Source organism: Shewanella litoralis (assembly GCF_009828585.1).
GTDB classification, from domain to species: Bacteria; Pseudomonadota; Gammaproteobacteria; order Enterobacterales; family Shewanellaceae; genus Shewanella; species Shewanella litoralis.
The window spans coordinates 209,532-233,038 of the sequence record NZ_WSRZ01000002.1 but is presented as its reverse complement, the minus strand read 5'-3'; the positions used below and the strand labels follow the sequence as shown (position 1 = coordinate 233,038).

Here is a 23,507-nt window from a genome sequence, read left to right as displayed (position 1 = left end):
AAACCTTCCAATGCTCATCTATCAATAAACCAATTAATAAACCAATCAAGTGTGTTATCTATACATAGCAGTTAGCTCAACCTTATGATGAGCAGCTCAAGTGCGACAAACCACCGATAGCAAAATATTCAGATGCCTTAAGGCGATAAAACGTGTCCTCTACTTCTTGAGATTGCTCGGCGTAAGGATCGGTCATCACAGCCTGAAGTTCACGCAGCAAGGTATAATCACCCTGGCTTGCTTGTTGGTAAGCTGGCACCAATAACCATTCACGCAAGCTGTACTTAGGGTTAACCAGTTTCATCTGTTTAGCGATATCTTCACGGCTACGAGTCAATACGCTAATGTCATCGCTATTAGCCTCACTGGTTAGCAGCGAATGCCACTGTGCTAACCATGCCGACCAGCGTTGCTCTAACCCTTGCGCCCCTTGCGCCCCTTGCGATATATCTTGGTAAAAGCTTTTTGTCAGTGGCTCAATATCATCAGGCAACGATGAAAGTTCACGGAAAAACATTGTGTAATCAACAGAGGTTTGCTGCATCAGGGTGCTAAGCTCAGTAAATAGCGCCGCGTTAAAGCGGTTAAGCCCCAATTTAGCCGCCCACATCTGCTCCATTTTTGTTTGCATCTCGGTAGAAAAATCATTAACCAATTGCTGAAGCCCATCTATACCATCAGCTTCATTTGCCAGTAATGGGCTTAATGCGGTACAAAACATCAAGTAGTTACGCCCAGCGGCTGCGTCTTGATTTAAAAAGGCAAAGTGCTTGCCGCCGCCGGTCCATGGTTGATATTGTGGGTTAAACACATCGCAAAAACCAAATGGGCCGTAATCCAGGGTAAAACCACCGGCGGCGCAGTTATCGCTATTAAAGTTACCTTGGCAATAACCCACACGCACCCAGTTAGCCACCAATGACGTTAAACGGCTACGGAACTCACTTGCGAGCTTGAGCACTTTATCGCGCAAGGAGAGGTTAGGGTCGATAACATCGGCGTATTCACGGTCAATTAAGTGCAGCACCAACTGTTCAAGCTCTGCCATTGCTTGCGGATGTTCATGTTTGCGGGCGCGGCGACCAAAAAGCTCAAGCTGCCCTACCCGAATAAATGACGGCGCTACACGGGTCGAAATCGCCACGGCTTCGGTGATCATTCGGTCGGGGTCTTGCTCACGCGAACCTTCGGAGTACCACGGGCGTTGCACTGTTTCGGTTTTCGATACATATAAACTCAGCGAGCGAGACGTAGGCACACCCAGCGCATGCATGTGCTCTTGGGCTAAAAACTCACGCACACTTGAGCGCAATACCGCGCGGCCATCTGCACCGCGGCAATATGGCGTACGTCCGCCCCCTTTAAGTTGCATCTCCCAACGCTTGCCATTGATAACGGCTTCAAGCACAGACACCGCCCGGCCGTCACCATACCCGTTACCCGTTTGAAATGGACATTGTTGAATGTACTCGGTGCCATAAATCGATAACGCATAGCCACATGCCCAACCGACCTTGCTCATTGGCTCAGGGACATTAGACAGATCACCAGAGAACAAACTCATAAAATCAGCAGACTGCGCCATGCTGTCAGCAAAACCTAATTCATCAAAAAAAGTACTGCTGTGGGCGACATATTCAGGGGCTTCAATCGGTGTGGGATTAACGGGAACATAGTGGCCCGAAAATACTTGCCTAGGCCTATGATCAGCACCATGAGATGTGGCATCAGGGTCACATTTAAGTGTATTCATCAACGAGTAATTGGCCCATTTAGCAAGGTCTTTCACTGTCTCGACAGTGGCGTTTTTTTGCGGGGACAGTTGATTAGTCATAGGGATACCTGGTTAATTGAGTAGAAGGTTTGTTCACAACTTGATGGCTCATCGTATCGACGATGAGTCGATTTGTTCAAGTTCTGCAATGGAACTTTTCAGCATATATATCGAAGGCCTGCGCTGTGATATTTAAAAGAGCCAGAAAGAAATGGATGAAACTAAACCTATGGTAACGACAGCTTGTACTAATGAAAAGCAGACTTTGCTTCATCTGCAAAATTGAGATCATGTCATATGATGATCCATCATATCTGCTATGGCCTGCGGCCACTAACGTCGTGGCGCTTCACCCACACCAGAGCAAAAGGGTAAAGCGCATTCTTGTTCATAAATCAGCCTTTGCAAACCCTCAGCGTTCCGGCAACATTTTCTGATGAGCGAAAAAATTGCGACGGAAATGTAATCCATCTTCTGACCACGTTTGTAGTCTGCTTCGGCCACCTCTTTATGGTAAAGAATGAAAATGCTAACGCTTCAGATAGGAGTCTGATGTGAATGGATTCACGAATGTCGTGGTGGCATGGTCAATGATGTTCCCGACATCATAATGACATTCCCCATATCCATATGGGTCAGATGCCAAAGAACGACCCTTCCCCTCTAAAACTAGCTGGCTCTGATAGGCAGGATGCCTGAATGCCTTGAAGCACATGGTCAATGATGTTCCCTACATCATTGTGACATTTCCCATATCCATATGGGTCAGATGTGCGTGAAAGGCCATGGTTAGCTCACGTATTCTTTTGTAAAGAGTCTTCAACGGCCTCAATTTCGGAGTTGAATTTAGGCATTTTTAAAGAAATGAAAATTCATTTTCAAAAACAAGAAAAACCAATAAGCGATTGTTTATTAATCACTTTTATCTTATTCAACTAAGTTCTACTCGGGCCAAAAGACCTGTTGCAACCCGCTCGTCGTCCCGGCAATGCTTTTTAGCCGGGATCCAGGTGTTAGCTTTTGTTGTTTGGTCGTTTTGTATTCATGGCCTGCGGCCACTAACGTCGTGGCGCTTCGCGCTTCGCCCAGCGTCTAACGGCACATCTTAACTGACTTAAAAATATCGGATAAGTATCCTGTGTGAACCATAATCCCCACCTTTATGTTGTGTGTAATGTAAACAAAAACAGTTGTAATGGTTTTTAGTATTTTTTTAAGTTAAATCGGCTAAAAAGCAAACCAAAGTAGTACGATAAATAATTTGTTTACTTTTTAACACATTGAAATAAATGAATTTTTATTTATTGTTGAATCTTTGGTCCACTTTAAATGCGAAACCTCGTTTTTATTTGCCAGAGGAGTAAAGTAAAACTGCTTTACAACAATAAGTTAGCAAATGTAGGATGTTATTAATCAATAACTTGAACGGCCGACTTTAAATTTATTTGGCCGTTCAATAAGCTGTTAGGTCTACAGGAGAGTTTCGGTGAAATTTCATTATTTAGTACTTCTTTTAATTATTCTTGTTAGTGGATGTTCATCAGTTCCAAGTGTAAAACTCAAAAAAGAAAATTTCGATCAGTTACAAACTATAAAGCTTGAAGCCAGTCCAAACGATAACTCTATGCTCACAGCTATAAGTACAGTTGAAGTACAATGGACAGGTGTCAGTTATTATTATTCTGGAACTGCTAGTGACGGTCTAGGCGTAAGAGAGATTGCGCTAAAATTTATGGACGAACACGATATAAGCCTAAATGAGATTGTGCAGAATCAATTCATTGAAAAGGTAAAAACTGACAATCTAAATATTAATTTTGATAGCAATTCTCAAAATAAATTAGTTATTACACTTAATGTTGTCGTTTTAGGAATGGTTCATGGTTTTTCTGACGAGTTTAATTCTCGCTTTAATATTGCTGCACAACTATTCGATAGCTCAGGTAAAATTATGTGGTCTTATAATGCAATTCCAATTTCTCCTATTGCCCCAGGATACTCTATAAAACTAAAGGATTTATTTTCATCTAAGGAATCAATGGTTAAATTTTTAAATGCAGCTTCAGAGCCTATTGTTCAAAAGTTGTATGATGATTTTAAGAAGGATCTAGTGTAGACCTAATCGGGTAGCCGGAGGTATCTAGCCTCCAGCCCCCACACCACCCTGCATGCGGCTCCGCACAAGGCGGTTCATTTACTCTCTTTAAAGAAATGACCTAACTCACTTTTTGGTTAGCTATTTATTACAATAATGAACTGCGATCCATCCATCTCTTAGTGAATATAATCCTATTTTCTTAACTATTTACTCGATATTTTTCTGTGTCCCTGGTCATCACTGAAAACAAGAGTCGAGCTACGCCAAGGGCCTTAACTTGTGATACCCAAAACACTTCGTGAGGTAGGCCCTCCCACAAGCAACAGCTGCTTAAAAATGAGTGGCATATTTTTTTGTTGTTAATTTAATCGTCGACCCGGCAATGGTTTTTAGTTTTTTAAGTTAAATCGGCTAATAAGTAAACTAAAGTAGTACGATGAATAATTTGTTTATTTTGTAATCAACTGAAATAAATGGATTTTTATTTCTTGTAGAATCTTGGGGCCACTTTTAACGCGCAACCTCGCTCTTATTTGCCAGAGGAGTTAAATAAAACTGCTTTACAACAATAAGTTAGCAAATGTAGGATGTTATTAATCAATAACTTGAACGGCCGACTTTAAATTTACTTTGCCATTCAATGAGCTGTTATACACCTAAGGAAAGTTTGGCATGAAGCTAACCATTATTTCACTAATCACTTTGTTTTTGCTCGGCTGTGCTGCGGCAGGAGTTCCTTATACAAGTGATCCAATGACGAAATTAAATTACGCGTATCAACTCATGGGAACTCAAGGCAGAGGTTTAGCGGCAGAAAAACTTGGGCTAGAGGCACTCGCTGATCTGGAGAAGTCGAAAAATATTTATGGAATAGCGGAAGCTCATACGTTTCTGGGTTTATTTTATAAAAATAGAAGTTACCGTGAGCACAAAGAGTTTTATATCAAACATAATGAGTACGACCCTACAGCATCAAAATCAGTTAAACATTTTGAGTTGGCTGCTAAAGCCTTTGAAGAAGATGGTGATTATTGGGGGGTATCCAAGGCTTTATTTTCAATGGGTAATGCTTATGGAACTGATAATGATTATGTGAATGGCTGTATAAACTTTAAAGAATCACTTGCTGTTTATAAAAGCGATAAAAATGTATTCAAAGGGCGAACGCATCCACACAATCCTGCATTTAAATCATTCGACGCAATGATTGAGTCATTTATTTCAAAGTATTGTGAAAGCGGCATATAATCGGGTAGACGGAGGTATCTAGCCTCCAGCCCTACACCACCCTGCATGCGACTCCGCACACGACTGAATGCATCCAGGAGGTAGAGCAGCGCAGGAGCATGTTGCCGAGGGCGGTTCATTTACTCACATTAAAGAAATGGCCTAACTCACTTTTTGGTTAGCTATTTATTACAATAATGAACTGCGACCCATCCATCTCTTAGTGAATATAACCCTGCTTTCTTAACTATTTATTCGAGCTTGGCATTACTCAATATCTTTTCTGTGTCCTTGGTCATCACTTAAAACAAGAGTCGAGCTACGCCAAGGGCCTATACTTGTGATAACCAAAACACTTCGTGGGGTAAGCCCTCCCACAAGCAACAGCTGCTTAAAAACGGGTGGCATGTTTTTTGTTGTTTGTTTGTAATGCATTGAAATATAGTTGTTTTTATTTCCTCTTGAATATTGAGATCACTTTTAACGCGCATCCTCGCTTTTATTTGCCAAAGGAGTTAAATAAAACTGCTTTACAACAATAAGTTAGCAAATGTAGGATGTTATTAATCCATAATTTGAATGGCCGACTTTAATTTTACTTAGCCATTCAAAAAGCTGTTAGGTTTCTAGGGAGAGTGCGTGGGTAAATTGAAAGCTTACAAGTCCAGAGGCAAATACCAAGGCGAGCCTATATTTCCGCACAAACAAAAAGACGGAACTTATGTGGCTAGCCCATCGCGATTTGAAGTTGACTATATTTATGTAGATACGGAAGAAGAGCTTGAAGCTTTAGTACGATCTGGCCTAGGGGCAAGAATGTCCAGTCCTGATATCAAACAGCCAGCATCTCTTATTTCAGCCAATAACATCGAATTCACTGAATCTAGCTCGCCTCCAGTCGCAGCAAAAACTGTGCTTCCAAAATTGAGCGAGGAAGTGGATCTAGATTTTGACTCAACCACAAAATCAAGAAAGGAGCAAGCATTCCTTCGAGCGCACATTTCAGGCGGGCAACTGCAAGCAACGTGTGTACTTTGTGAAAACGAGTACCCCTTAGAGTTTCTGGTCGCTGCGCACATTAAGAAAAGAACGGAGTGTTCAAAATCAGAGAAACTCGATTTTGATAATATCGCTGCCTTAATGTGTAAGGCTGGTTGTGATGATATGTTCGAAAAAGGTTATGTTTTTGTCTCTGGCGGTGTAGTCAAGAAAAACGAAAAACGTTCCACTACTCCCGCATTGGATGTGCTCATCAGAAAAATCGAAGGTAATATTGTAGCAAATTGGCTAGGTAGTTCAGCATATTACGAGCACCATGAATCGAAATTTAACAAGTAGCTGCACTGGACTCGCTGTCGCTCGTGCGGTGAACTAGGCATTATGTATACAGAGGACGTAATGAGTAAATTTCCAATATTGGTTTTAGCAACCACAATTTTATCTGGCTGTGCGATGTTCCCGCAAACTGAAGTTGAGCTAATTACAAACGGTAATCCAAGTGAGCCTATGTGCTTTTCTGAAAGCAAAGAAGTCGCAGAGAACCGTATTAAAGGTTATCTTGCTCAGTGTTTTAAACCTGATTTTGTATTTACTTCTGGTACTACTGGTTATGGTCTAAACCATAGGGTTAAAGAATCCAAAACTGAGCAATCAACTACTTATAATGTTTACTCACCATCTGGCAGTGCCGCAGGGTATTTTCTAAATGTAAAAATAGATCAAGGTGCTGCTAACTGTAATACAACCGTTAATGTTGTTAGTCTCAATATGTTTTGGGAAAAAGAATTCGATAAAATTAAAGAGGCTGTGGCTGGCGGTACACCCAGCTGTTCAATGTAAGTTTACATAATCGGGTAGACGGAGGTATCTAGCCTCCAGCCCCCACACCACCCTGCATGCGGCTCCGCACAAGGCGGCTCCGCACAAGGCGGTTCATTTACTCTCTTTAAAGAAATGACCTAACTCACTTTTTGGTTAGCTATTTATTACAATAATGAACTGCGATCCATCCATCTCTTAGTGAATATAATCCTGCTTTCTTAACTATTTATTCGAGATTTATTCGAGATTTATTCGAGATTTATTCGAGCTTAGCATTACTCAATATTTGTTCTGCGTACCTAGCCATCACTTAAAACCAGAGTCGAGCTACGCCAAGGGCCTATACTCGTGATACCCAAAACACTTCGTGAGTGAGGTCGGCCCTCCCACAAGCAACAGCTGCTTAAAAATGGGTGGCATGTTTTTTTGTTGTTTGCTTTGTAATTCATTGAAATATATAAATTTTTATTTATTGTAGAATCTTGGGGCCACTTTTAATGTCAACCTCGCTTTTATTTGCCAGATGAGTAAAATAAAACTGCTTTACAACAATAAGTTAGCAAATGTAGGATGTTATTAATCCATAATTTGAATGGCCGACTTTAATTTTATTGCCCTTGAATAAGCTGTTAGCACTCATTCAATCACTAGCTTTGCTCAATTTCTATGATAAGTAACACAAGAGGGAATAATATGTCTGGTACAGAAAAAAAAGTTGCTATAGTAACTCCTGCTCATAAGAAGATAATTGTGCTCACAAAAATTGTAAAAGTTGTTAGCCCAATGGTTAATAGATTTTGGCTAATTCTATTTTCGATACTAATTTTTCTAGTCTCATACTTTTCAGCTTCTTTTGTCGTTGGTAGTGCCTTAGTTACAAAAGCAGGGGTGATTATTACTGTTTTTGGCTTATTACTTACTTTGAAGCATAATTTTCTGTCTAAAAATTCGGATGCAATTTTAGCGTTACAAGAAACTGAGGGCGCGAGCTTAAAGATGGTGTGGGAAGGCTATGCTGAATGTGATCATAATGTCCAAGAAACTGCTGAACGTTTATCAGATGAAGTATATGGGTTTGGCTTAATTATTTTGGGGTCATTAATTGGTGCTTATGGTGATTTATTGCCTTTTTATAAACTTATACCTATAGCAGTCTGCCCATAAATGCTAATCGGGTAGCCGGAGGTATCTAGCCTCCAGCCCCCACACCACCCTGCATGCGGCTCTGCACACGACAGAATGGCCAATGATGCTCCAGGCATCAACATGGCATTCCCTCCGTCCCTAGTCATCACTGAAAACAAGAGTCGAGGTACGCCAATGTCCTTTACTTGTGATACCCAAAACACTTCGCGGGGCAGCCCCTGCTAACTGCTCTCTAGTCTAAGCCTCATATGATATTCTTGTTCATCAGCTCGCATTCTTTATCATAAGGAGGCTAGCGGCCTCCTCCAGAGCAAACCTCGCGATTAAGCCCTTGCCATTCGCTAGTAGTTAACGTTTAATAACAGTATGTTATTCTCTAATTGATAAGAGTAACGGTGACCTTCCTACAGAGGAGTTTCACCTCATTAGTTCATGCCCATGCTGGGCGTACACAAGGACTAAAAACAGCGGGCTGTTCGCTTCGCTCCTTTTTAGCCTGTTATTTGGGCGTTGAGGCTGTAGAATTACTCTTTGTTAAGAAAAATACAGCCTATTTTATGAGTTCCAAATGCATTCCCTAGTGTCTTAAAAGCGCCTAGGATTGATTTCAGGAGCTCGTTTTTTAATTGAATTTGGCTGTTAGAGTTATTCTACAGTCTCGTTAACTTACTTTTATATTTGCAGGGAGTTTAATTTAATGGAATTTAACAACGTTAGAAAGGGGATTTCAAATGCCAAGTTTAATGAGGAAAACTCAAAGATCCTCTTTGGCGAAGTAGCTTTAATTTCACTATTTATTGGATTAGGCACTCAATCTTGGTGGTGGGGCGGAGGTGTTTTTATTTCTTTTTTAGTCGCTTTACAAATAAAGCCTATAGCTATTTTTTTAATGGTGGTATTAAGCTTAGCTTGGGGAGGGATTGGCTATGGTATTGGCACCCTATTTGAATCAACAGGCGCTATGGTTGTTCTAGCTGGACTTGGTTTTTTTATTGGTTTAGGTGTACATCTTTCTGGCTTAGAATGGTCACAAGATATTTCACAGTAAGCTAATCGGGTAGCCGAAGGTATCTAGCCTCCAGCCCCCACACATCACCCTGCATGCGGCTCCGCACACGACTAAATGACCAATGATGTTCCAGGCATCAACATATGGCATTCCCTCCGGGTAGAGCAACGCTGGAGCATGTTGCCGAGGGCGGTTCATTTACTCTCTTTATAGAAGTTACCTAACTCACTTTTGGGTTAGCTATTTATTACAATAATGAACTGCGATCCATCCATCTCTTAGTGAATATCCCCCTGCTTTCTTAACTGTTTATTCGAGCTTGTTTATTCGAGCTTGGCATTACTCAATATTATTTCTGTGTCCCTAATAATCACTGAAAAAAAATCGAACTACGCCAGAGCCTTAACTTGTGATACCCAAAACACTTTGTGGAGTATCACAAGCGCTACGACGTTAGTGCCCTCAGGCCATAAAGAACAAAATACCTGGATCCCGGCTCAAAACCATTGCCGGGACGACAAGAAAGTAGCTAACAAGCTTCTATACAAAAATGAGTTAGATGTCTCAGCTTGAAGTGCCCAAATTCAACTCTGAACTTGAGGCCGTTGAAGACTTTTTACAAAAGAATACGTGAGCTGGCCATGGCTTTTCACGCACATCCATGTGCTTCAAGGCATTCAGGCATCCTGCCTATCAGAGCCAGCTAGCTTTAGAGGGGAAGGGACGCCCCATCTGAAGCGTTAGCATTTTCATTCTTTACCATAAAGAGGTGGCCGAAGCAGGCTACAAACGCGGCCCAAAGCTGGATTAAATTTCCGTCGCAACGTTTTCGCTCATCAGAAAATGTTGCCGGAACGCTGAGGGTTTGCAAAGGCTGATTTATGAACAAGAATGCGCTTTACCCTTTTGTTCTGGTGTGGGCGAAGCGCCACGACGTTAGTGGCCGCAGGCCATAAAGAACAAACACCCGGATCCCGGCTCAAAACCATTGCCGGGAGGACGAAAAAGTCGCTAACAACCAATGTTAACTTCAGGCGACTGCCTATGCTAATCACACTGTTTACTGATGATGAATTGCGCTCACGTTGCAGGTGAAATAAACCCGTTTTTGTTCATGTTCCAAACCACGTATAAATAACTCAACGCTTAGCAAGCAAGCTTATTTAGAGTTGATATTAAGCTGTTAATTAAGCCGTCAGTTTGAAAAAGCACTGCAATCTACAGGCTAGATGAGCAGAGTCTTAACGAGTCAAGCAACGGCTCGGGTTGGAATTTGACAAATGGGAACCACAACATCATGAATAAACAATTTACCTTTACCGTTAATAGCATTTGTCTTGATGAAAACTATCATCCCTCAGACACAACGCGGATCACCACCAACTTTGCCAATTTAGCCCGTGGAAGCTATCGTCAGGCCAACTTACGCAACGCGTTAAAAATGATAGACAATAGTTTTAATGCCTTAGCGCATTGGGATAACCCTAGAGGCGATCGTTATACAGTCGAACTTGAAATCATTTCGGTCAATATCGATATAGCAGCCAGTGGCCAAGCCTTCCCTTCGATTGAAATCTTGAAAACCACCATTGTGGATAGCAAAACCAACAAACGTATTGACGGTATTGTTGGTAATAATTTTTCATCTTATTTACGCGATTACGACTTTAGCGTCTTACTGCCAGAACATAATAAAGACCAAGCGCAATTTAGTATTCCAACTGACTTTGGCGAACTGCATGGCAAGCTATTTAAGTCTTTTGTGAATTCAGATGTTTACAAACAGCACTTTGCTAAGCCACCGGTTATCTGCCTCAGTGTTTCCGATAACAAGACCTACAAGCGCACAGAGAATCAGCATCCGGTATTAGGGGTTGAATACCTGCCCAATGAGTCGTCGTTAACTGAGCAATATTTCCAAAAAATGGGCTTACAGGTGCGCTACTTTATGCCGCCCAATACTGTGGCGCCGCTCGCGTTTTATTTTGTGGGCGATTTACTCAATGACTACAGCCACTTTGAGCTGATAAGCACCATTAGCACAATGGGCACCTTTCAAAAAATCTACCGCCCTGAGATTTATAATGCCAATGCCGTGGCAGGCAAATGCTATCAACCGAACTTAAATAACCTCGATCATTCACTCACTCAGATTGTTTACGATCGCGCCGAACGTAGCCAACTGGCTAGTGAGCAAGGCAAATTTGCAGCGGAGCACTTTATTAAACCCTACCAAGCAGTGCTTGAACAATGGTCTGCTCATTATGCTTAATTGCTACGTTAACCGTTAACCCCAATTGATGGCATTACTACTATGAAAACATCGCTTAAAAACACACTATTACCGACTTCAACGGCTGGCAGTTTGCCTAAACCTTTATGGCTGGCCGAACCTGAAACACTGTGGTCACCCTGGAAATTACAAGGTGACGAGTTAGTTGTTGGCAAACAAGATGCGCTGCGTTTGTCATTACACGACCAACAGCAAGCAGGCATAAATATTGTTAGTGATGGCGAGCAAACACGGCAACACTTTGTCACCACCTTTATTGAACACCTCAACGGCGTTGATTTTAAGCAACGTAAAACGGTTAAAATTCGTGATCGCTATGATGCCAGCGTCCCTACCGTTGTGGGGCCTGTGAGTCGGCAAAAGTCAGTCTTTGTTGAAGACGCCAAGTTTTTACGCCAACAAACCACACAATCGATTAAATGGGCGCTACCTGGCCCTATGACCATGATAGATACGCTATTTGATGACCATTATAAAAGTCGCGAAAAACTCGCCTGGGAATTTGCCATCATACTCAATCAAGAAGCCAGAGAGTTAGAGGCGGCGGGAGTGGATATTATCCAATTTGATGAGCCAGCATTTAACGTGTTTTTTGATGAGGTGAATGATTGGGGCATCGCATGTTTAGAAAGAGCCATAGAAGGCCTTAAATGCGAAACAGCGGTACATATATGTTATGGCTATGGCATTAAAGCTAATACCGACTGGAAAAAATCCTTAGGGTCAGAGTGGCGTCAATATGAACAAGCGTTTCCTAAGCTGCAACAATCAAATATCGATATCATCTCACTCGAATGCCACAACTCTCATGTACCAATAGAACTGCTTGAACTCATCCGCGGTAAAAAAGTCATGGTTGGCGCGATTGATGTGGCAAGCAATACCATAGAAACACCAGAGGAAGTGGCAGACACGTTACGCAAAGCCCTGCAGTTTGTTGATGCCGACAAGCTCTACCCTTGCACCAACTGCGGCATGGCGCCGTTATCGCATCAAGTAGCCAGAGACAAACTTAAAGCCTTAACTGCCGGTGCTGAAATTGTCAGAAACGAGCTTTTGGCCTTGAAGAATAAGCTTCAAGGTTGATTATAAACAGTTTACATAGTTGGATAGATAGGTCATTTACGGCCAATGTTGATTAAAACGTAGACCTATCTATACCCACCCAACAAAAAATTAAACACTATCGATTATCTGCCGTGGGCTTTTTCAATAACTTGCGCTGCAAAGTACGGCGATGCATACCAAGTTGGCGGGCGGTTTCTGATACGTTGCCATTATTATTGGCAAGCACTTGTTGAATGTGCTCCCACTCTAAGCGTTTGGGGTTGAGGGGCTGTTCAGTAATGGCTTCAAATTCATCGGGTTCTGCACTAAAAGTGGTGCTGGATGAATGCAGCGCATTGAGCAGGGTTTGAGTGTCGACAGGTTTGGCAAGGTAGTTATCTGCGCCTAAACGTATCGCTTCTACAGCCGTGGCAATGCTGGCAAAGCCGGTAAGCAGTACCATATACACATGCGGTAATTGTTGCCTTAATGGTTTGATTAACGACAACCCATTACTTTGTGCCAACTTCATGTCGAGTACAATGTGCGTTGGCGTAAATTGCCTGGCCATTAGTAAGCTGTCGCTGGCATTATCACAGGTTTTACATTCAAAACCATGGCGTGCTAAACGCCGAGATAAAATCGCGGCTAACGCGGTATCATCTTCAATTATGAGTAATTTATTCATCTACGTCTCAATGTACCTTAACGATAACCGTTAAACCTCTGTGTGATCCGCTTTGGCTGCTAATGGTAAAGTCACGATGGCTTCAGTGCCACCCTCTGGATGCGCTTTAAGGTATAACTTACCACCTAAGCGCTCAAAACTGGTGTGGCTTAATAATACCGCAATCCCTAAGCCTTTAGGGCTGCTAACCATATTACTGCCTAATGTGGATAATAAATGTGTTGCAATACCCACGCCATAGTCGCGAATAATAATGCTGATCTCTTGAGGCATTATCTGAGTAGATGGTGAACGAGATGACGATTGCGATACGCTGATACTAATGTCGACCTTGGCACCTTGTTGATTGTCTTCACTAGCTTGAGCGCCATTTTGAATGATTGCCAATAACGCTGGCAGTAAACTCATGTCGGTATGCAAAATGGTGGTTTCTGCTTCAGGGGAAATATGCAGGCTTAATTGTGTTTCGGGCATTAATAAACTGACCTGCTCTGACAACAAGGCCACCAGCTTAGCAACCGATTGTTGCAACAATTTTTGCTCACGAATGGACTCAGTCGCTAAGCGTAAGTCGCTTAAGGTCACTTCACAGCGGTTGAGTGCTTGCTGCATATCAGCCAGTAATTCAGTTTGCTCGGCATCATGGGCTGTGTCTGATATTTCATCCACTAATAAGCGTAACGTTGCCAATGGCGTGGCGAGTTGGTGCGCCATTTGCGCTGATGCGGTACCTAACGCAAGGATCTTTTCTTGCCTTAATTGCGCTTCACGTAAATAGCGTAACTCAACATTTTTTTGCCGAATACGTTTAGCAATAAAGCCCACGGTAATGGTTAACACTAACGCTGAAATAACAAAATTGAACCACATGCCTAAATAATGTGAACCCATGTCCATGCTCATATTCATGCTGTGATTCATATTGGGATTGGCAGGCATGTCCATAGCCATTTGGCTCATATCATGGCCCGCATGCATATCCGCTGCAGTGTTAGCGGTATCATCAACGCTATGCTCAGGAATATTGATAATCATCAAACTATAAACCACAGTCGACAACGCCGTTAACGACCAGGGCGCCCAACGAGGTAAGGTAATTGCTGAAATGGCTATCGGCAACAGTAATAATGAAACAAACGCATTGGTGGCACCGCCGGTGAAATACAACCAGGTGGCCCAAAATAAGGTATCCAGCAGTAAGGTTAAAAACAATAAACCGTGATTATCGATACTCAGGCGATGAAATCGATAACTAAACCCCACATAACACGCTTCTATAATCAATACATAACTTAAGGTTGTTGGCGGTGTGGTTAAGCCAAATAAATCAGCCGCAAACACAATAAGGCCTATTTTTAGGCCCCAGTTAACCAATCGTAACAGTGCTAATTGTTGTTGATTTGCACTAAAAGGCAGATTCAGATTTGCCATATTTATCATCCTAACTTATTCACGCAACCCTATAATCTCACAGCAAACAATAATCAACCTAACGACACTTATCAATTGCGTAAATATCAGCCGAAAAAACCAATCGATATTGTCGCCGCCCCACAAGCCTACCGTGAAATGAACCGCTAGGTGACTTTTTATCGATTTGGAAAGAGAACGACCATTACCCGCAATCAATGCCTTGCCTAAACGCGTGTAAATTCTTGCTGAAATCGAGCATCTTCAGGTTGATTGGCTATATATGTTGTTACGCCGCTTCAAATCCAAAGACTTTAGTGTTATTAATGTATTTTAATTGCATAATAATTCTATCGAACTGTTTAGCTTAATTCTATTTCAGTCTATTTATTAAGCGGTTACCGATTAAAAAATACTTATTCACTTTTAAGATAATGGACTGACGATATAAACGTCAGGCTGCTTAATACGGCTAATGAAAAGCTCAAAAAATGAGATAAACCAAGGGATTTGTTCAATGATTAATGAAATTGTGTCATTCGCTAATAATGTTTTATGGGGCGAATACCAAGTACTGATCTACATATTAGTATTTGCAGGTGTATGGTTTTCATTGAGGTTACGCTTTATTCAACTGCGCCACTTTGCTTACATGTTTAAAGTGATGAAAGGCAGTACCCAGGGCGATAAATCAGGGATCAGTTCTTATCAAGCTTTGTGTACCGGGTTATCAGCGCGGGTGGGTACCGGTAACTTAGCTGGCGTCGCCATGGCGATATCCCTTGGCGGCAGTGGCGCCGTGTTTTGGATGTGGATGATTGCACTGCTCGGTATGGCCACTGGGTTTGCCGAAAGTATTTTAGGCCAGCTGTATAAAGTCAGAGACGATCATAAAGAATACCGCGGCGGACCAGCCTACTACATTCGCGCGGGGCTAAATAAATCCTGGCTGGCCGTGTTGTTCGCCCTGTGTTTATTTTTAGGTTACGGCATTAGTTTTAGCGCCATGCAAGCTAACACCATCACCGATGCCCTTAATCACACCTTCGAGATCTCCAGCGTGTATTCAGGTGCTGTTATCACCTTTATTGCCGGTATTATTGTGATGGGCGGCCTGCGCAGTATCGCCCGCTTTGCTGAATTAATTGTGCCGTTTATGGGCCTTGCCTTTATTTTGGCAGCCGTGGCGGTAACCTTAATCAATATTCAGCAAGTGCCTGCAGTATTAATGGATATCTTTAACTCGGCCTTTGGTTTAACCGAAGCCGGCGCTGGCGCATTAGGCGCGGCAATTAAAAACGGTATTCAGCGTGGTTTATATTCAAACGAAGCCGGTGCCGGTAGTGTACCGCATGCAGCGGCAGGGGCAACGCCTGTGCCTAACCATCCGGTTGCGCAGGGTTACGTACAAATGCTTGGGGTGTTTATCGACACTATGGTGTTGTGTAGCTGTACCGCGATTGTGATTTTACTGGCGCAAGGTAATATCGGCAGTGAAATGGAGGGCATTCGTATTACTCAAAATGCCATGACTCATCACATGGGCATGAGCGGCGATATGTTTGTGGCCATTATTATCACCCTATTCTCTTTTACCTCGGTGGTGGCCAATTACGCTTATGCCGAGAGTAATTTACACCTGTTTAAGCTGGATAATATTTATGGCCGTACCGGTTACACCTTGTTGTATTTAGGCATGGTGTATTGGGGCGCAAATGCCAGCTTAAAAGAAGTGTGGAACATGGCCGACATGGCACTGGGCTTAATGACGGTGGTGAATATCAGTGCATTGATGCTGTTAACCCCAACCATTGTTAATTTAACCCGCGACTATCAAGTTAAGCTTAAGGCCACCAATAAACCTGAATTCAAACTGGCTGATGTGAAAATTCAAGGTAAAACTGAAGACGGTGTATGGTCGTAATCCTATATAGCTAACTCTCCCTTGTTAATAACGCACAGTAGAGCAAAAGCACTACTTTGCGTTTTTTTAGCGTTATGTAGAGTCAAATAGACATGGGCTATAACCATTCGTGATTAAAAATTAATGCAATAAACTGGCCTTACCTCCTTGGTATATCGTAAAATGACGGTAACTAAAGAGGGGCACATGGCTAATATTTCAAAATTTGATCGCGAAGACGTACTAGAAAAAGCAAAAAATCTATTTTGGCAAAAAGGTTTTTTGGCCACCTCTACGCGTGAAATTCAAACTACCATGGACATGCGACCTGGTAGTATTTATGCCGCATTCGGTAGCAAAGCCGATTTGTTTCAGCAAACGTTAATTCATTATGCTCAAACATCAACAGATGTACTTAATGAGCAATTAGCCCAGCATGACCACGCCTGGGATGGATTAAAGCAGTATCTTCGCGGTTTAATCGTGCCTTGTTGTAAACAGGTACCCAGTGAATTATGCATGGTGATGCGCACGCTTGCAGAGCTTGATGAATCGCATCAAGAAACGCTAGATATCGCAAAAAACCTACTCACTCAGGTTGAAAACCGTTTTGCCAGTATTGTTGAACAAGCTCAACAACAAGGTGATTTGCCCGCACAGTTTGATAAAAATAAAATTGCTAAAAAAATCCAGGTACACATAATTGGCTTACGTTCGTATTTAAAAGCCACAGGCGATACCGACACGGTTAACCAACAGCTTGAAGAGTTTTTTACTCAACTAGAAACACAATAAAAAAAGCGCCTCAGGCGCTTTTTTTGTCTAAATCCGCAGCAGATTTACGCTAATGCATCAACAAAGCTGACGCTAAATTGACCAATGTCTTTATATTCGATACTAACTTCTGTCGCCATCGGCACTTTGACCACTCCGCAATAGGAACCGGTAATAATCGCCTGCCCTGCACTGAGTTTTATGCCCTTTTGTGCTAAGTAGTTAATCATCCAATACACAGGTAATTGCGGCAGTTCACACGGATGCTTACCGTTAAAAGACTGCTGTTGATTATTTGCAGTTACCACAACATCAACATGGCTTGCTTGATAAGCGACCGACTTAGGTATTTGTGGGCCAATATACACACCCTGGTTACTTAAACCGTCAGCCAATTTTTGCAAATAGCTTGGTTGACTGTCGCGGCTAAAACGATTTTGAATTAATTCTAATGCCATATGTGTCGCGCTAATAGCACTGTCAATCTCATCATCAGTGTAGTGTTGATAAGGCTCAATATCTTTGCCTAATATAAAGGCTATTTCTGGCTCAATAAGTGCTAAAGCCGTCTCATCTTTTATTGTTGGGATAATGCCACACTGCTGGCCATGTTCAGCCGCGTGTAAAATCGGCGCCACAATAAGTTGATCGTTTGCTTGCGGAACAAGGCATTTCCAACCGGCAATATGACCATTTAATGCAGCCATTTTTTGTTGCACTATGATGGCCTGATCAATATTTTGTGCAGTAAAAGCGTCAAAATCGGCGTTAGGATTGACGTGATTTCGTTGCGCAAATAAGTGTTTAGCGAGTTCAGTAAGGTGTGTGTTGTCGGTCACGGCTGCATCATCATAAAAATAAAAAACATACATTAACGGGTTTGATTGGCTTTTTCTAGCAGCAAATAAAAACCGTTGGCGGTAAGCCAACGGTTCCAAAATCATTTTAATATTATTAATCTGAATTGAGGTTAAGTTACTTACGGGTCGCGCGTAACATCCATGCGGTTTTTTCATGTATACGCATACGGTCAGACACTAACGCTGACGTTGACTCATCATCAGCTGCCTGGGCTAACTTAAGCACTGCGCGTGATGTTTTAACCACTTGCTCATGGCCTTTAGTCAGTAAATCAACCATATCTGCTGAAGACGGTACACCTTCAACCTCTTTAATTGAACTTAAACGAGCAAATTCTTTATAAGTCCCAGGTGCGGCAACATCAAGGGTACGAATGCGTTCTGCGATATCATCGACGGCGACAGCAAGCTCTGTGTAATGCTCTTCAAACATTAAATGTAACTCACGGAAATGAATTCCGGTGACATTCCAATGGAAGTTATGAGTCTGCAAGTAAAGTGTATATGAATCAGCTAATAAGCTCTTTAAACCCTCAGCAATTTTAAGGCGGTCATCTTTGTTGATACCAATATCGATGTCTGTCATGTTAACTCCTTATGTTGATGAATGAATCACTATAACAATACAACGTCTATTACTTTGGTAATATTGATCTTGCTCTGCTTTGACGCAATATTGTTGAAATCTGAGTTTATTTATACTCTATGCAATTGATATTAGATCATTTTAAATCATAAAAACTATTAGATTTACAATTTTTAATCTGTTTAACCTCAGCACAACATTTCAGACCAATACGTAAAATCATCGCTATGACACTCTAGGAAACAATACCCGAAACATATACAGCACTATCGCAAGATTAATGAGCAATACAATGACACTGAGTAAACTAAAGTGATGAACCATTTCGTACAGCTCAAAAGGAAGGTAAATGGCCCCACTGACTAATGCAAACCATTGGGTCCAGCGCAAGTTATGCCACAAACCGTAGGCTTCGATAAACCGCACTAAAGTATAAGCTGCAGCCCCTAACGCCATTAATGTTAAGCTCGTTTGTGAGATAGAACCGATAGCGGCAATAAAAATACTGGGGTAATGACTGGCAGGATTTAAATGTAAATGGGTCACCAGATCAATGGCGAGTAACGATAGATTTTGCCCCGCATAGGCATGTAAGCCAATGGCGACGAGCAATGCTAATAAACCTTTACTGGCCTCAAGTACTGCGACCGCTCTTACACCGCTATCTGTATGTGCCATGGGATATCTTGTTAATCAAACAATTTCTGCGATGTTATCAAACATGACGACCAATAAGCACGTCAAATCACATGCTTATTGGCTAATCTCTAATACTTAATCTTTAACCCAAACAAGAGGCCTAACACGCTTCAAGGGAACGAGTATCGCACTATACGCTTAACCACTTGGCTATATTGACGTAAAAAAGGCCCGGTGTGATACGCAATACCGTGACGAGAAAGTATCGCCTGCACTTGGGGCGCAACTTGCTGGTAACGTGACGACGGTAAATCGGGAAACAAATGATGTTCAATTTGAAAGCTTAAGTGACCCGTTAAAATATGAAACAGCTTACCACCTTTAATGTTTGACGAACCTAACGCCTGACGATAATACCATTGGCCTTGCGTTTCATTTTCACACTCAGCCTGGCTAAAGGTGTGAACATCTGAAGTGAAATGGCCGCAAAAAATAATGGTAGAGGTCCACAGGTTACGCAGTAAGTTAGCAATTAAATTTCCCACCAACACCCACAAAAACAGTGGCCCAGCAAGCAATGGAAATACCACATAGTCTTTCACTAGTTGCTTACCGCCTTTGCTAAAGAAACGACGTTTGAGCTCATTCGCATCAACGTTAGATGCCCTACCTTGCTTCTTTTTACCCATAAACACGCGCTCAGCGGCAAGCTCGTGATATGACACCCCCCATTGAAATAACACACTTAAATAAATGTAAGTGATAAATTGCCACAGATTTTTAAGTCGCCACGAAAAGTCATTCGACAAGCGCAGTAAGCCATAACCAAAATCACGATCTTTACCAATCACATTAGTATAAGTGTGATGTTCATAATTATGGATACGTTGCCAACTTTTACCGTCGCAGGCAATATCCCAGTCAAACTGTCGCGAGTTAATATGAGGATCGTTCATCCAATCATATTGACCGTGTAACACGTTATGGCCAATTTCCATGTTATCGAGAATTTTAGCGCTGGCTAAACTCAATACACCAATAATCCACCATACAGGATGCAGAAAACCCAGCATTAACAATACACGACCGCCCCACTCTAACGACCGTTGCCATACAATAACCTTGCGGATATAAGCAGCGTCGCTTGCGCCAACTTGAGCGAGTGTTTGACGCTTTAACTCATCAAGCTCAGTGGCTAACTGCTCAAAATTAATATTTTTATTCATCGAACTACAGCTCCAGCTCAAGCGGCGTTACCGCCTGAGAAATACATAATTGAATTAATTGCTCGCCCGGCTGCGATAATTCGCCCGTACGCAGATTTCTGACTACGCCCGATTTTTTAACACACTGGCATTGATGACATACACCGATGCGGCAGCCAAAGTTGGCGCTAATGCCTTGTTGCTCTAAGCCACTGAGCAAGTTGTCTTTTGCTGCTAACACAAGCTGAGATGTTTGCCCACGTTGGCTTAAATGGACGTGTTGCTCACCAGCTGCGGTTTGCGCAAACGTTGGCGCCTGGAAAAACTCTGCCTGGCGCTGCGCTTTGGGGTGTTTCATTACATCTAATTGCTGATCAACATCATCCTTAAACTGGCTTGGACCGCATATCAACACCTGGCTTTGCACGTTGCAGGTACTCAGTGCGTCAGTTAAGTTGTGACCATTTTTACGAATAAGTAATTGCACTTGAAACTGGCTTAATTGCTGCTGCAATGCCATGAGTTCATCGACATACAAATGCTCACCGGCCTTGGCAAAGTAAACCAATTGAATGGGATGTTGTGGTTGGTGTGGCAGTAACGCCAGTTGGTTGAGCATTGCCATAAAGGGCGTAATGCCACTGCCTGCCGCCACAAACCACAATGGTGTTGACGGTTGAGTAAGGACACTCTCACTTAATATAAACTCACCTTGTGGTGCGCTTAAATTGACATATCCACCCGTGGCAATGTTCGCCAACAATTTTGCCGTGAAAGCTCCTTCAACATGAGTCTTAATGGTTAATCGAATCACATGCTTTTTAGGATATTGGCTACAGGATTGCTCAGGCGCTGACGATATTGAAAAAGGTCGAGTCATTAAACGGCCATTAATTTCTACCGTCAGTAACACATGTTGGCCTGCAATGGCTTGCGGCCAGGCTTTTTCTGGAGACAAGTCTAACTGCAAAACATCGGCACCAAGCAACTCATGCCCCAACACTTTTGCCCTAAACCAATGGGTGCGCCAAGCAGGTTTAATGCGTTGCATAATAGGCTCAAAATAACTGCCTATCGAATCTGTGTGAAATAAGGTTTTTGCAGTGATATTGTTCAGTCGAGATAATACATTCATTTTAGCGTACAGATGTTAGCTTAATTTCAGCGCACGATTGTACGCCGAATATCATTGACAGTGCAAGTCATGGTGATAAACAAATGCACCAACTTAGTCATTGATTACGTATGAGTTGATGAGCAAAATTAATCACTACACAAAAAAATCATATATAATCAGCATTTTAATTTTAATACAAAACAAAATTTGCTATTACTTTGCAAAAAAAGCTGCTGAATGATGGGGTTACCATCCATTATACAGTATGTGTAAATCACCAGAACAATCGAGCAAAAGATGTTCACGCGTAAGCTTAATAAAATGTTATCGATTAAATAAACGCCTATAACTTGGAAACTTAGCTTGGATGGTATCGTTAAAGATGTTACTCGATGTGCTGTTATGAGTGTTGTTAAAAGCTCAGTTGATCTATGTCATGTGTTGACAGATAAGCGTGTTCTTTGATGTGAGCTGATGCAACTGAAACGGCTAATAACACATCGACAAGTGTCTATACTCACGATGTAAAGTTCGTCGTTGGGGTGTTATATATACCCAAACAACCTGAAGATGCTCGATTTCAGCAAGAATTTACACGCGTTTAGGCAAGGCATTGATTGCGGGTAATGGTCGTTCCCTTTCCAAAATCAATAACGCAGCATAAACGCGTGTAAAACTTGCCCTTTGGGAGTTTCACCGTGTTCCCACTACGTTGTTGCGCTAATTTATAAGGTACCTACATTACCGCATTAACGCGCCTAGTATTGAAAACACGGTGAAGCTCTGAAACACGGATCTTCAAGTTGATTGGGTATAGATTAACTGATAGCTTTGAGTGTATAGCTTTGAGCTTAATGTGATGAAATTGACGTTAACATAACTGAGTTTATTGTGGCTCCACTATCGGAGTAGTCAACAACTCAACTTGCTGTTTCTCATCTGTCGTTAATGCGCCGTAATCCCTTGGATACGGCCAGCCATAACCCCAACGAAATTGTGTCGGTAAGTAAGGCGAACCACCCACTCGAACGCCAGCTAACATCAATAACGCAATCTGCGGTTGGCCAACATTGGCGACGCAAACACGTAACGCTTTATCTGATGCTAGGCGGTCATCAAAAGTGCCACCTTTCCAATATTCAAAGTCGTGTTTTTGACAGCATGCCAACCATAATTCACTTTGCTCGAAGGTCCCATTAGGGAACGAGCTGCAACCATCACTGGTAAAGGGCACCAATGTATCTGCACAGACTGGATGAGCAAATAGAGATATGCAGGCAAATACCAAACCTGCCCGAAACTGATGGCAATATCGACTGGCTAATCCTAGCGACATGACGGCGCAATAATGACCAGTAATGATGCCACAGTCATCGTAACAGTGATAGAACCGAACCTGTCATAAACACTCAATCAAAGCGTGACTGTCGACAAAATCTTAGCAATAATCAAACACCTTAACGATTTGGCGCTGTCAGTTTACGACGGAAAGACATTTTACCAAACCAGCGCTGGTAAGGTTGATAAATATCGTAGGCCCAATTGAACACACCAGTATAAACAAAGAAAAACAATAAAACGCCACCTTCCAGCATCAAGGTATCGATAAGGTTTAAACTTAAATACCAGGATACTAATGGCAGGGTTACCACTAACAAGCCGCCTTCAAAACACATTGCATGGACAATACGAGTGGATAAATTACGCTTCACTCTGTCACTGCCTAATAATTTATCGAACCAAATGTTGTAGATGTAGTTCCACATCACAGCAAGAAGTGACAAACCAATACTGACCACCAACATATCTGTAGTGCTTTTATCCATTAATACTGCACTCACAGGGACTATGATGGCAGCAGCCAATACCTCAAAAGACACGGCGTGGAATATTCTCTCTTTTGTTTGCAT

General features: G+C 42.2%; 20 protein-coding genes. 10 read left to right on the top strand and 10 right to left on the bottom strand.

Annotation, left to right across the window (positions count from 1 at the left end):
- Positions 1–82: 82 nt before the first annotated feature.
- The gene (locus GQA99_RS03055; RefSeq protein WP_160052389.1) at positions 83–1,834 is read right to left on the bottom strand and encodes a protein adenylyltransferase SelO; all 1,752 of its coding nucleotides are present in this window, start codon (positions 1,832–1,834) and stop codon (positions 83–85) included.
- Positions 1,835–3,260: 1,426 nt separating this feature from the next.
- Between GQA99_RS03055 and GQA99_RS03050 the strand changes: the two genes are divergently transcribed.
- The 8 genes from GQA99_RS03050 (at position 3,261) to GQA99_RS03015 (ending at position 12,454) form a co-directional block, all read left to right on the top strand.
- Positions 3,261–3,890, top strand: a complete 630-nt coding sequence (locus GQA99_RS03050; RefSeq protein WP_160052388.1) for a hypothetical protein — start codon at positions 3,261–3,263, stop codon at positions 3,888–3,890.
- A 654-nt stretch (positions 3,891–4,544) separates the two neighbouring features.
- Positions 4,545–5,120 carry a hypothetical protein gene (locus tag GQA99_RS03045; RefSeq protein ID WP_160052387.1) on the top strand — a complete coding sequence of 192 codons (576 nt, stop codon included), beginning with the start codon at positions 4,545–4,547 and terminating at the stop codon, positions 5,118–5,120.
- A 618-nt stretch (positions 5,121–5,738) separates the two neighbouring features.
- Positions 5,739–6,437, top strand: a complete 699-nt coding sequence (locus GQA99_RS03040; RefSeq protein WP_160052386.1) for a hypothetical protein — start codon at positions 5,739–5,741, stop codon at positions 6,435–6,437.
- A gap of 60 nt (positions 6,438–6,497) precedes the next feature.
- Positions 6,498–6,938, top strand: coding sequence for a hypothetical protein (locus GQA99_RS03035; RefSeq protein WP_160052385.1), 441 nt, complete (start codon positions 6,498–6,500; stop codon positions 6,936–6,938).
- 675 nt (positions 6,939–7,613) lie between these two features.
- Positions 7,614–8,084: a hypothetical protein gene (locus tag GQA99_RS03030; protein WP_160052384.1), complete on the top strand. Its 471-nt coding sequence runs from the start codon at positions 7,614–7,616 to the stop codon at positions 8,082–8,084.
- A gap of 679 nt (positions 8,085–8,763) precedes the next feature.
- The gene (locus tag GQA99_RS03025; protein WP_160052383.1) at positions 8,764–9,114 is read left to right on the top strand and encodes a hypothetical protein; all 351 of its coding nucleotides are present in this window, start codon (positions 8,764–8,766) and stop codon (positions 9,112–9,114) included.
- Positions 9,115–10,372: 1,258 nt separating this feature from the next.
- A complete protein-coding gene (locus tag GQA99_RS03020; protein WP_160052382.1) occupies positions 10,373–11,347 on the top strand; it encodes a DUF1852 domain-containing protein in 975 nt (324 codons plus the stop codon).
- A gap of 42 nt (positions 11,348–11,389) precedes the next feature.
- Positions 11,390–12,454, top strand: coding sequence for a methionine synthase (locus GQA99_RS03015; RefSeq protein WP_160052381.1), 1,065 nt, complete (start codon positions 11,390–11,392; stop codon positions 12,452–12,454).
- Between the two features lie 97 nt (positions 12,455–12,551).
- On the opposite strand, the gene GQA99_RS03010 is transcribed toward GQA99_RS03015, so the two are convergent.
- Together GQA99_RS03010 and GQA99_RS03005 are read right to left on the bottom strand one after the other, a co-directional pair.
- Complete coding sequence (locus GQA99_RS03010; RefSeq protein ID WP_160052380.1) at positions 12,552–13,103, bottom strand: response regulator transcription factor; 552 nt, start codon at positions 13,101–13,103, stop codon at positions 12,552–12,554.
- Positions 13,104–13,133: 30 nt separating this feature from the next.
- Entirely contained in the window at positions 13,134–14,534 is a 1,401-nt protein-coding gene (locus GQA99_RS03005; RefSeq protein ID WP_160052379.1) for a sensor histidine kinase, read from the bottom strand.
- Between the two features lie 496 nt (positions 14,535–15,030).
- Here GQA99_RS03005 and GQA99_RS03000 point away from each other — a divergent pair, with 496 nt between their 5' ends.
- Positions 15,031–16,437 carry an alanine/glycine:cation symporter family protein gene (locus tag GQA99_RS03000; RefSeq protein ID WP_160052378.1) on the top strand — a complete coding sequence of 469 codons (1,407 nt, stop codon included), beginning with the start codon at positions 15,031–15,033 and terminating at the stop codon, positions 16,435–16,437.
- A gap of 186 nt (positions 16,438–16,623) precedes the next feature.
- Positions 16,624–17,211 (top strand): TetR/AcrR family transcriptional regulator, encoded by a 588-nt coding sequence (locus GQA99_RS02995; RefSeq protein WP_160052377.1) that lies wholly within the window; start codon positions 16,624–16,626, stop codon positions 17,209–17,211.
- Positions 17,212–17,255: 44 nt separating this feature from the next.
- Here the strand turns inward: GQA99_RS02995 and GQA99_RS02990 are convergent, their stop codons facing one another.
- From GQA99_RS02990 to GQA99_RS02960, 7 genes are all read right to left on the bottom strand, one after another.
- Entirely contained in the window at positions 17,256–18,134 is an 879-nt protein-coding gene (locus GQA99_RS02990; RefSeq protein ID WP_160052376.1) for a fumarylacetoacetate hydrolase family protein, read from the bottom strand.
- A gap of 31 nt (positions 18,135–18,165) precedes the next feature.
- Entirely contained in the window at positions 18,166–18,636 is a 471-nt protein-coding gene (locus GQA99_RS02985) for a Dps family protein (RefSeq protein ID WP_160052375.1), read from the bottom strand.
- 225 nt (positions 18,637–18,861) lie between these two features.
- On the bottom strand, positions 18,862–19,314 hold the full coding sequence (locus GQA99_RS02980) for a DUF2127 domain-containing protein (RefSeq protein WP_160052374.1): 453 nt from the start codon (positions 19,312–19,314) through the stop codon (positions 18,862–18,864).
- A 131-nt stretch (positions 19,315–19,445) separates the two neighbouring features.
- The gene (locus GQA99_RS02975) at positions 19,446–20,501 is read right to left on the bottom strand and encodes a fatty acid desaturase family protein (RefSeq protein WP_160052373.1); all 1,056 of its coding nucleotides are present in this window, start codon (positions 20,499–20,501) and stop codon (positions 19,446–19,448) included.
- A gap of 4 nt (positions 20,502–20,505) precedes the next feature.
- A complete protein-coding gene (locus tag GQA99_RS02970; RefSeq protein ID WP_160052372.1) occupies positions 20,506–21,531 on the bottom strand; it encodes a flavin reductase family protein in 1,026 nt (341 codons plus the stop codon).
- A gap of 952 nt (positions 21,532–22,483) precedes the next feature.
- Entirely contained in the window at positions 22,484–22,933 is a 450-nt protein-coding gene (locus tag GQA99_RS02965; RefSeq protein ID WP_160052371.1) for a hypothetical protein, read from the bottom strand.
- Between the two features lie 121 nt (positions 22,934–23,054).
- Complete coding sequence (locus GQA99_RS02960; protein ID WP_160052370.1) at positions 23,055–23,507, bottom strand: PACE efflux transporter; 453 nt, start codon at positions 23,505–23,507, stop codon at positions 23,055–23,057.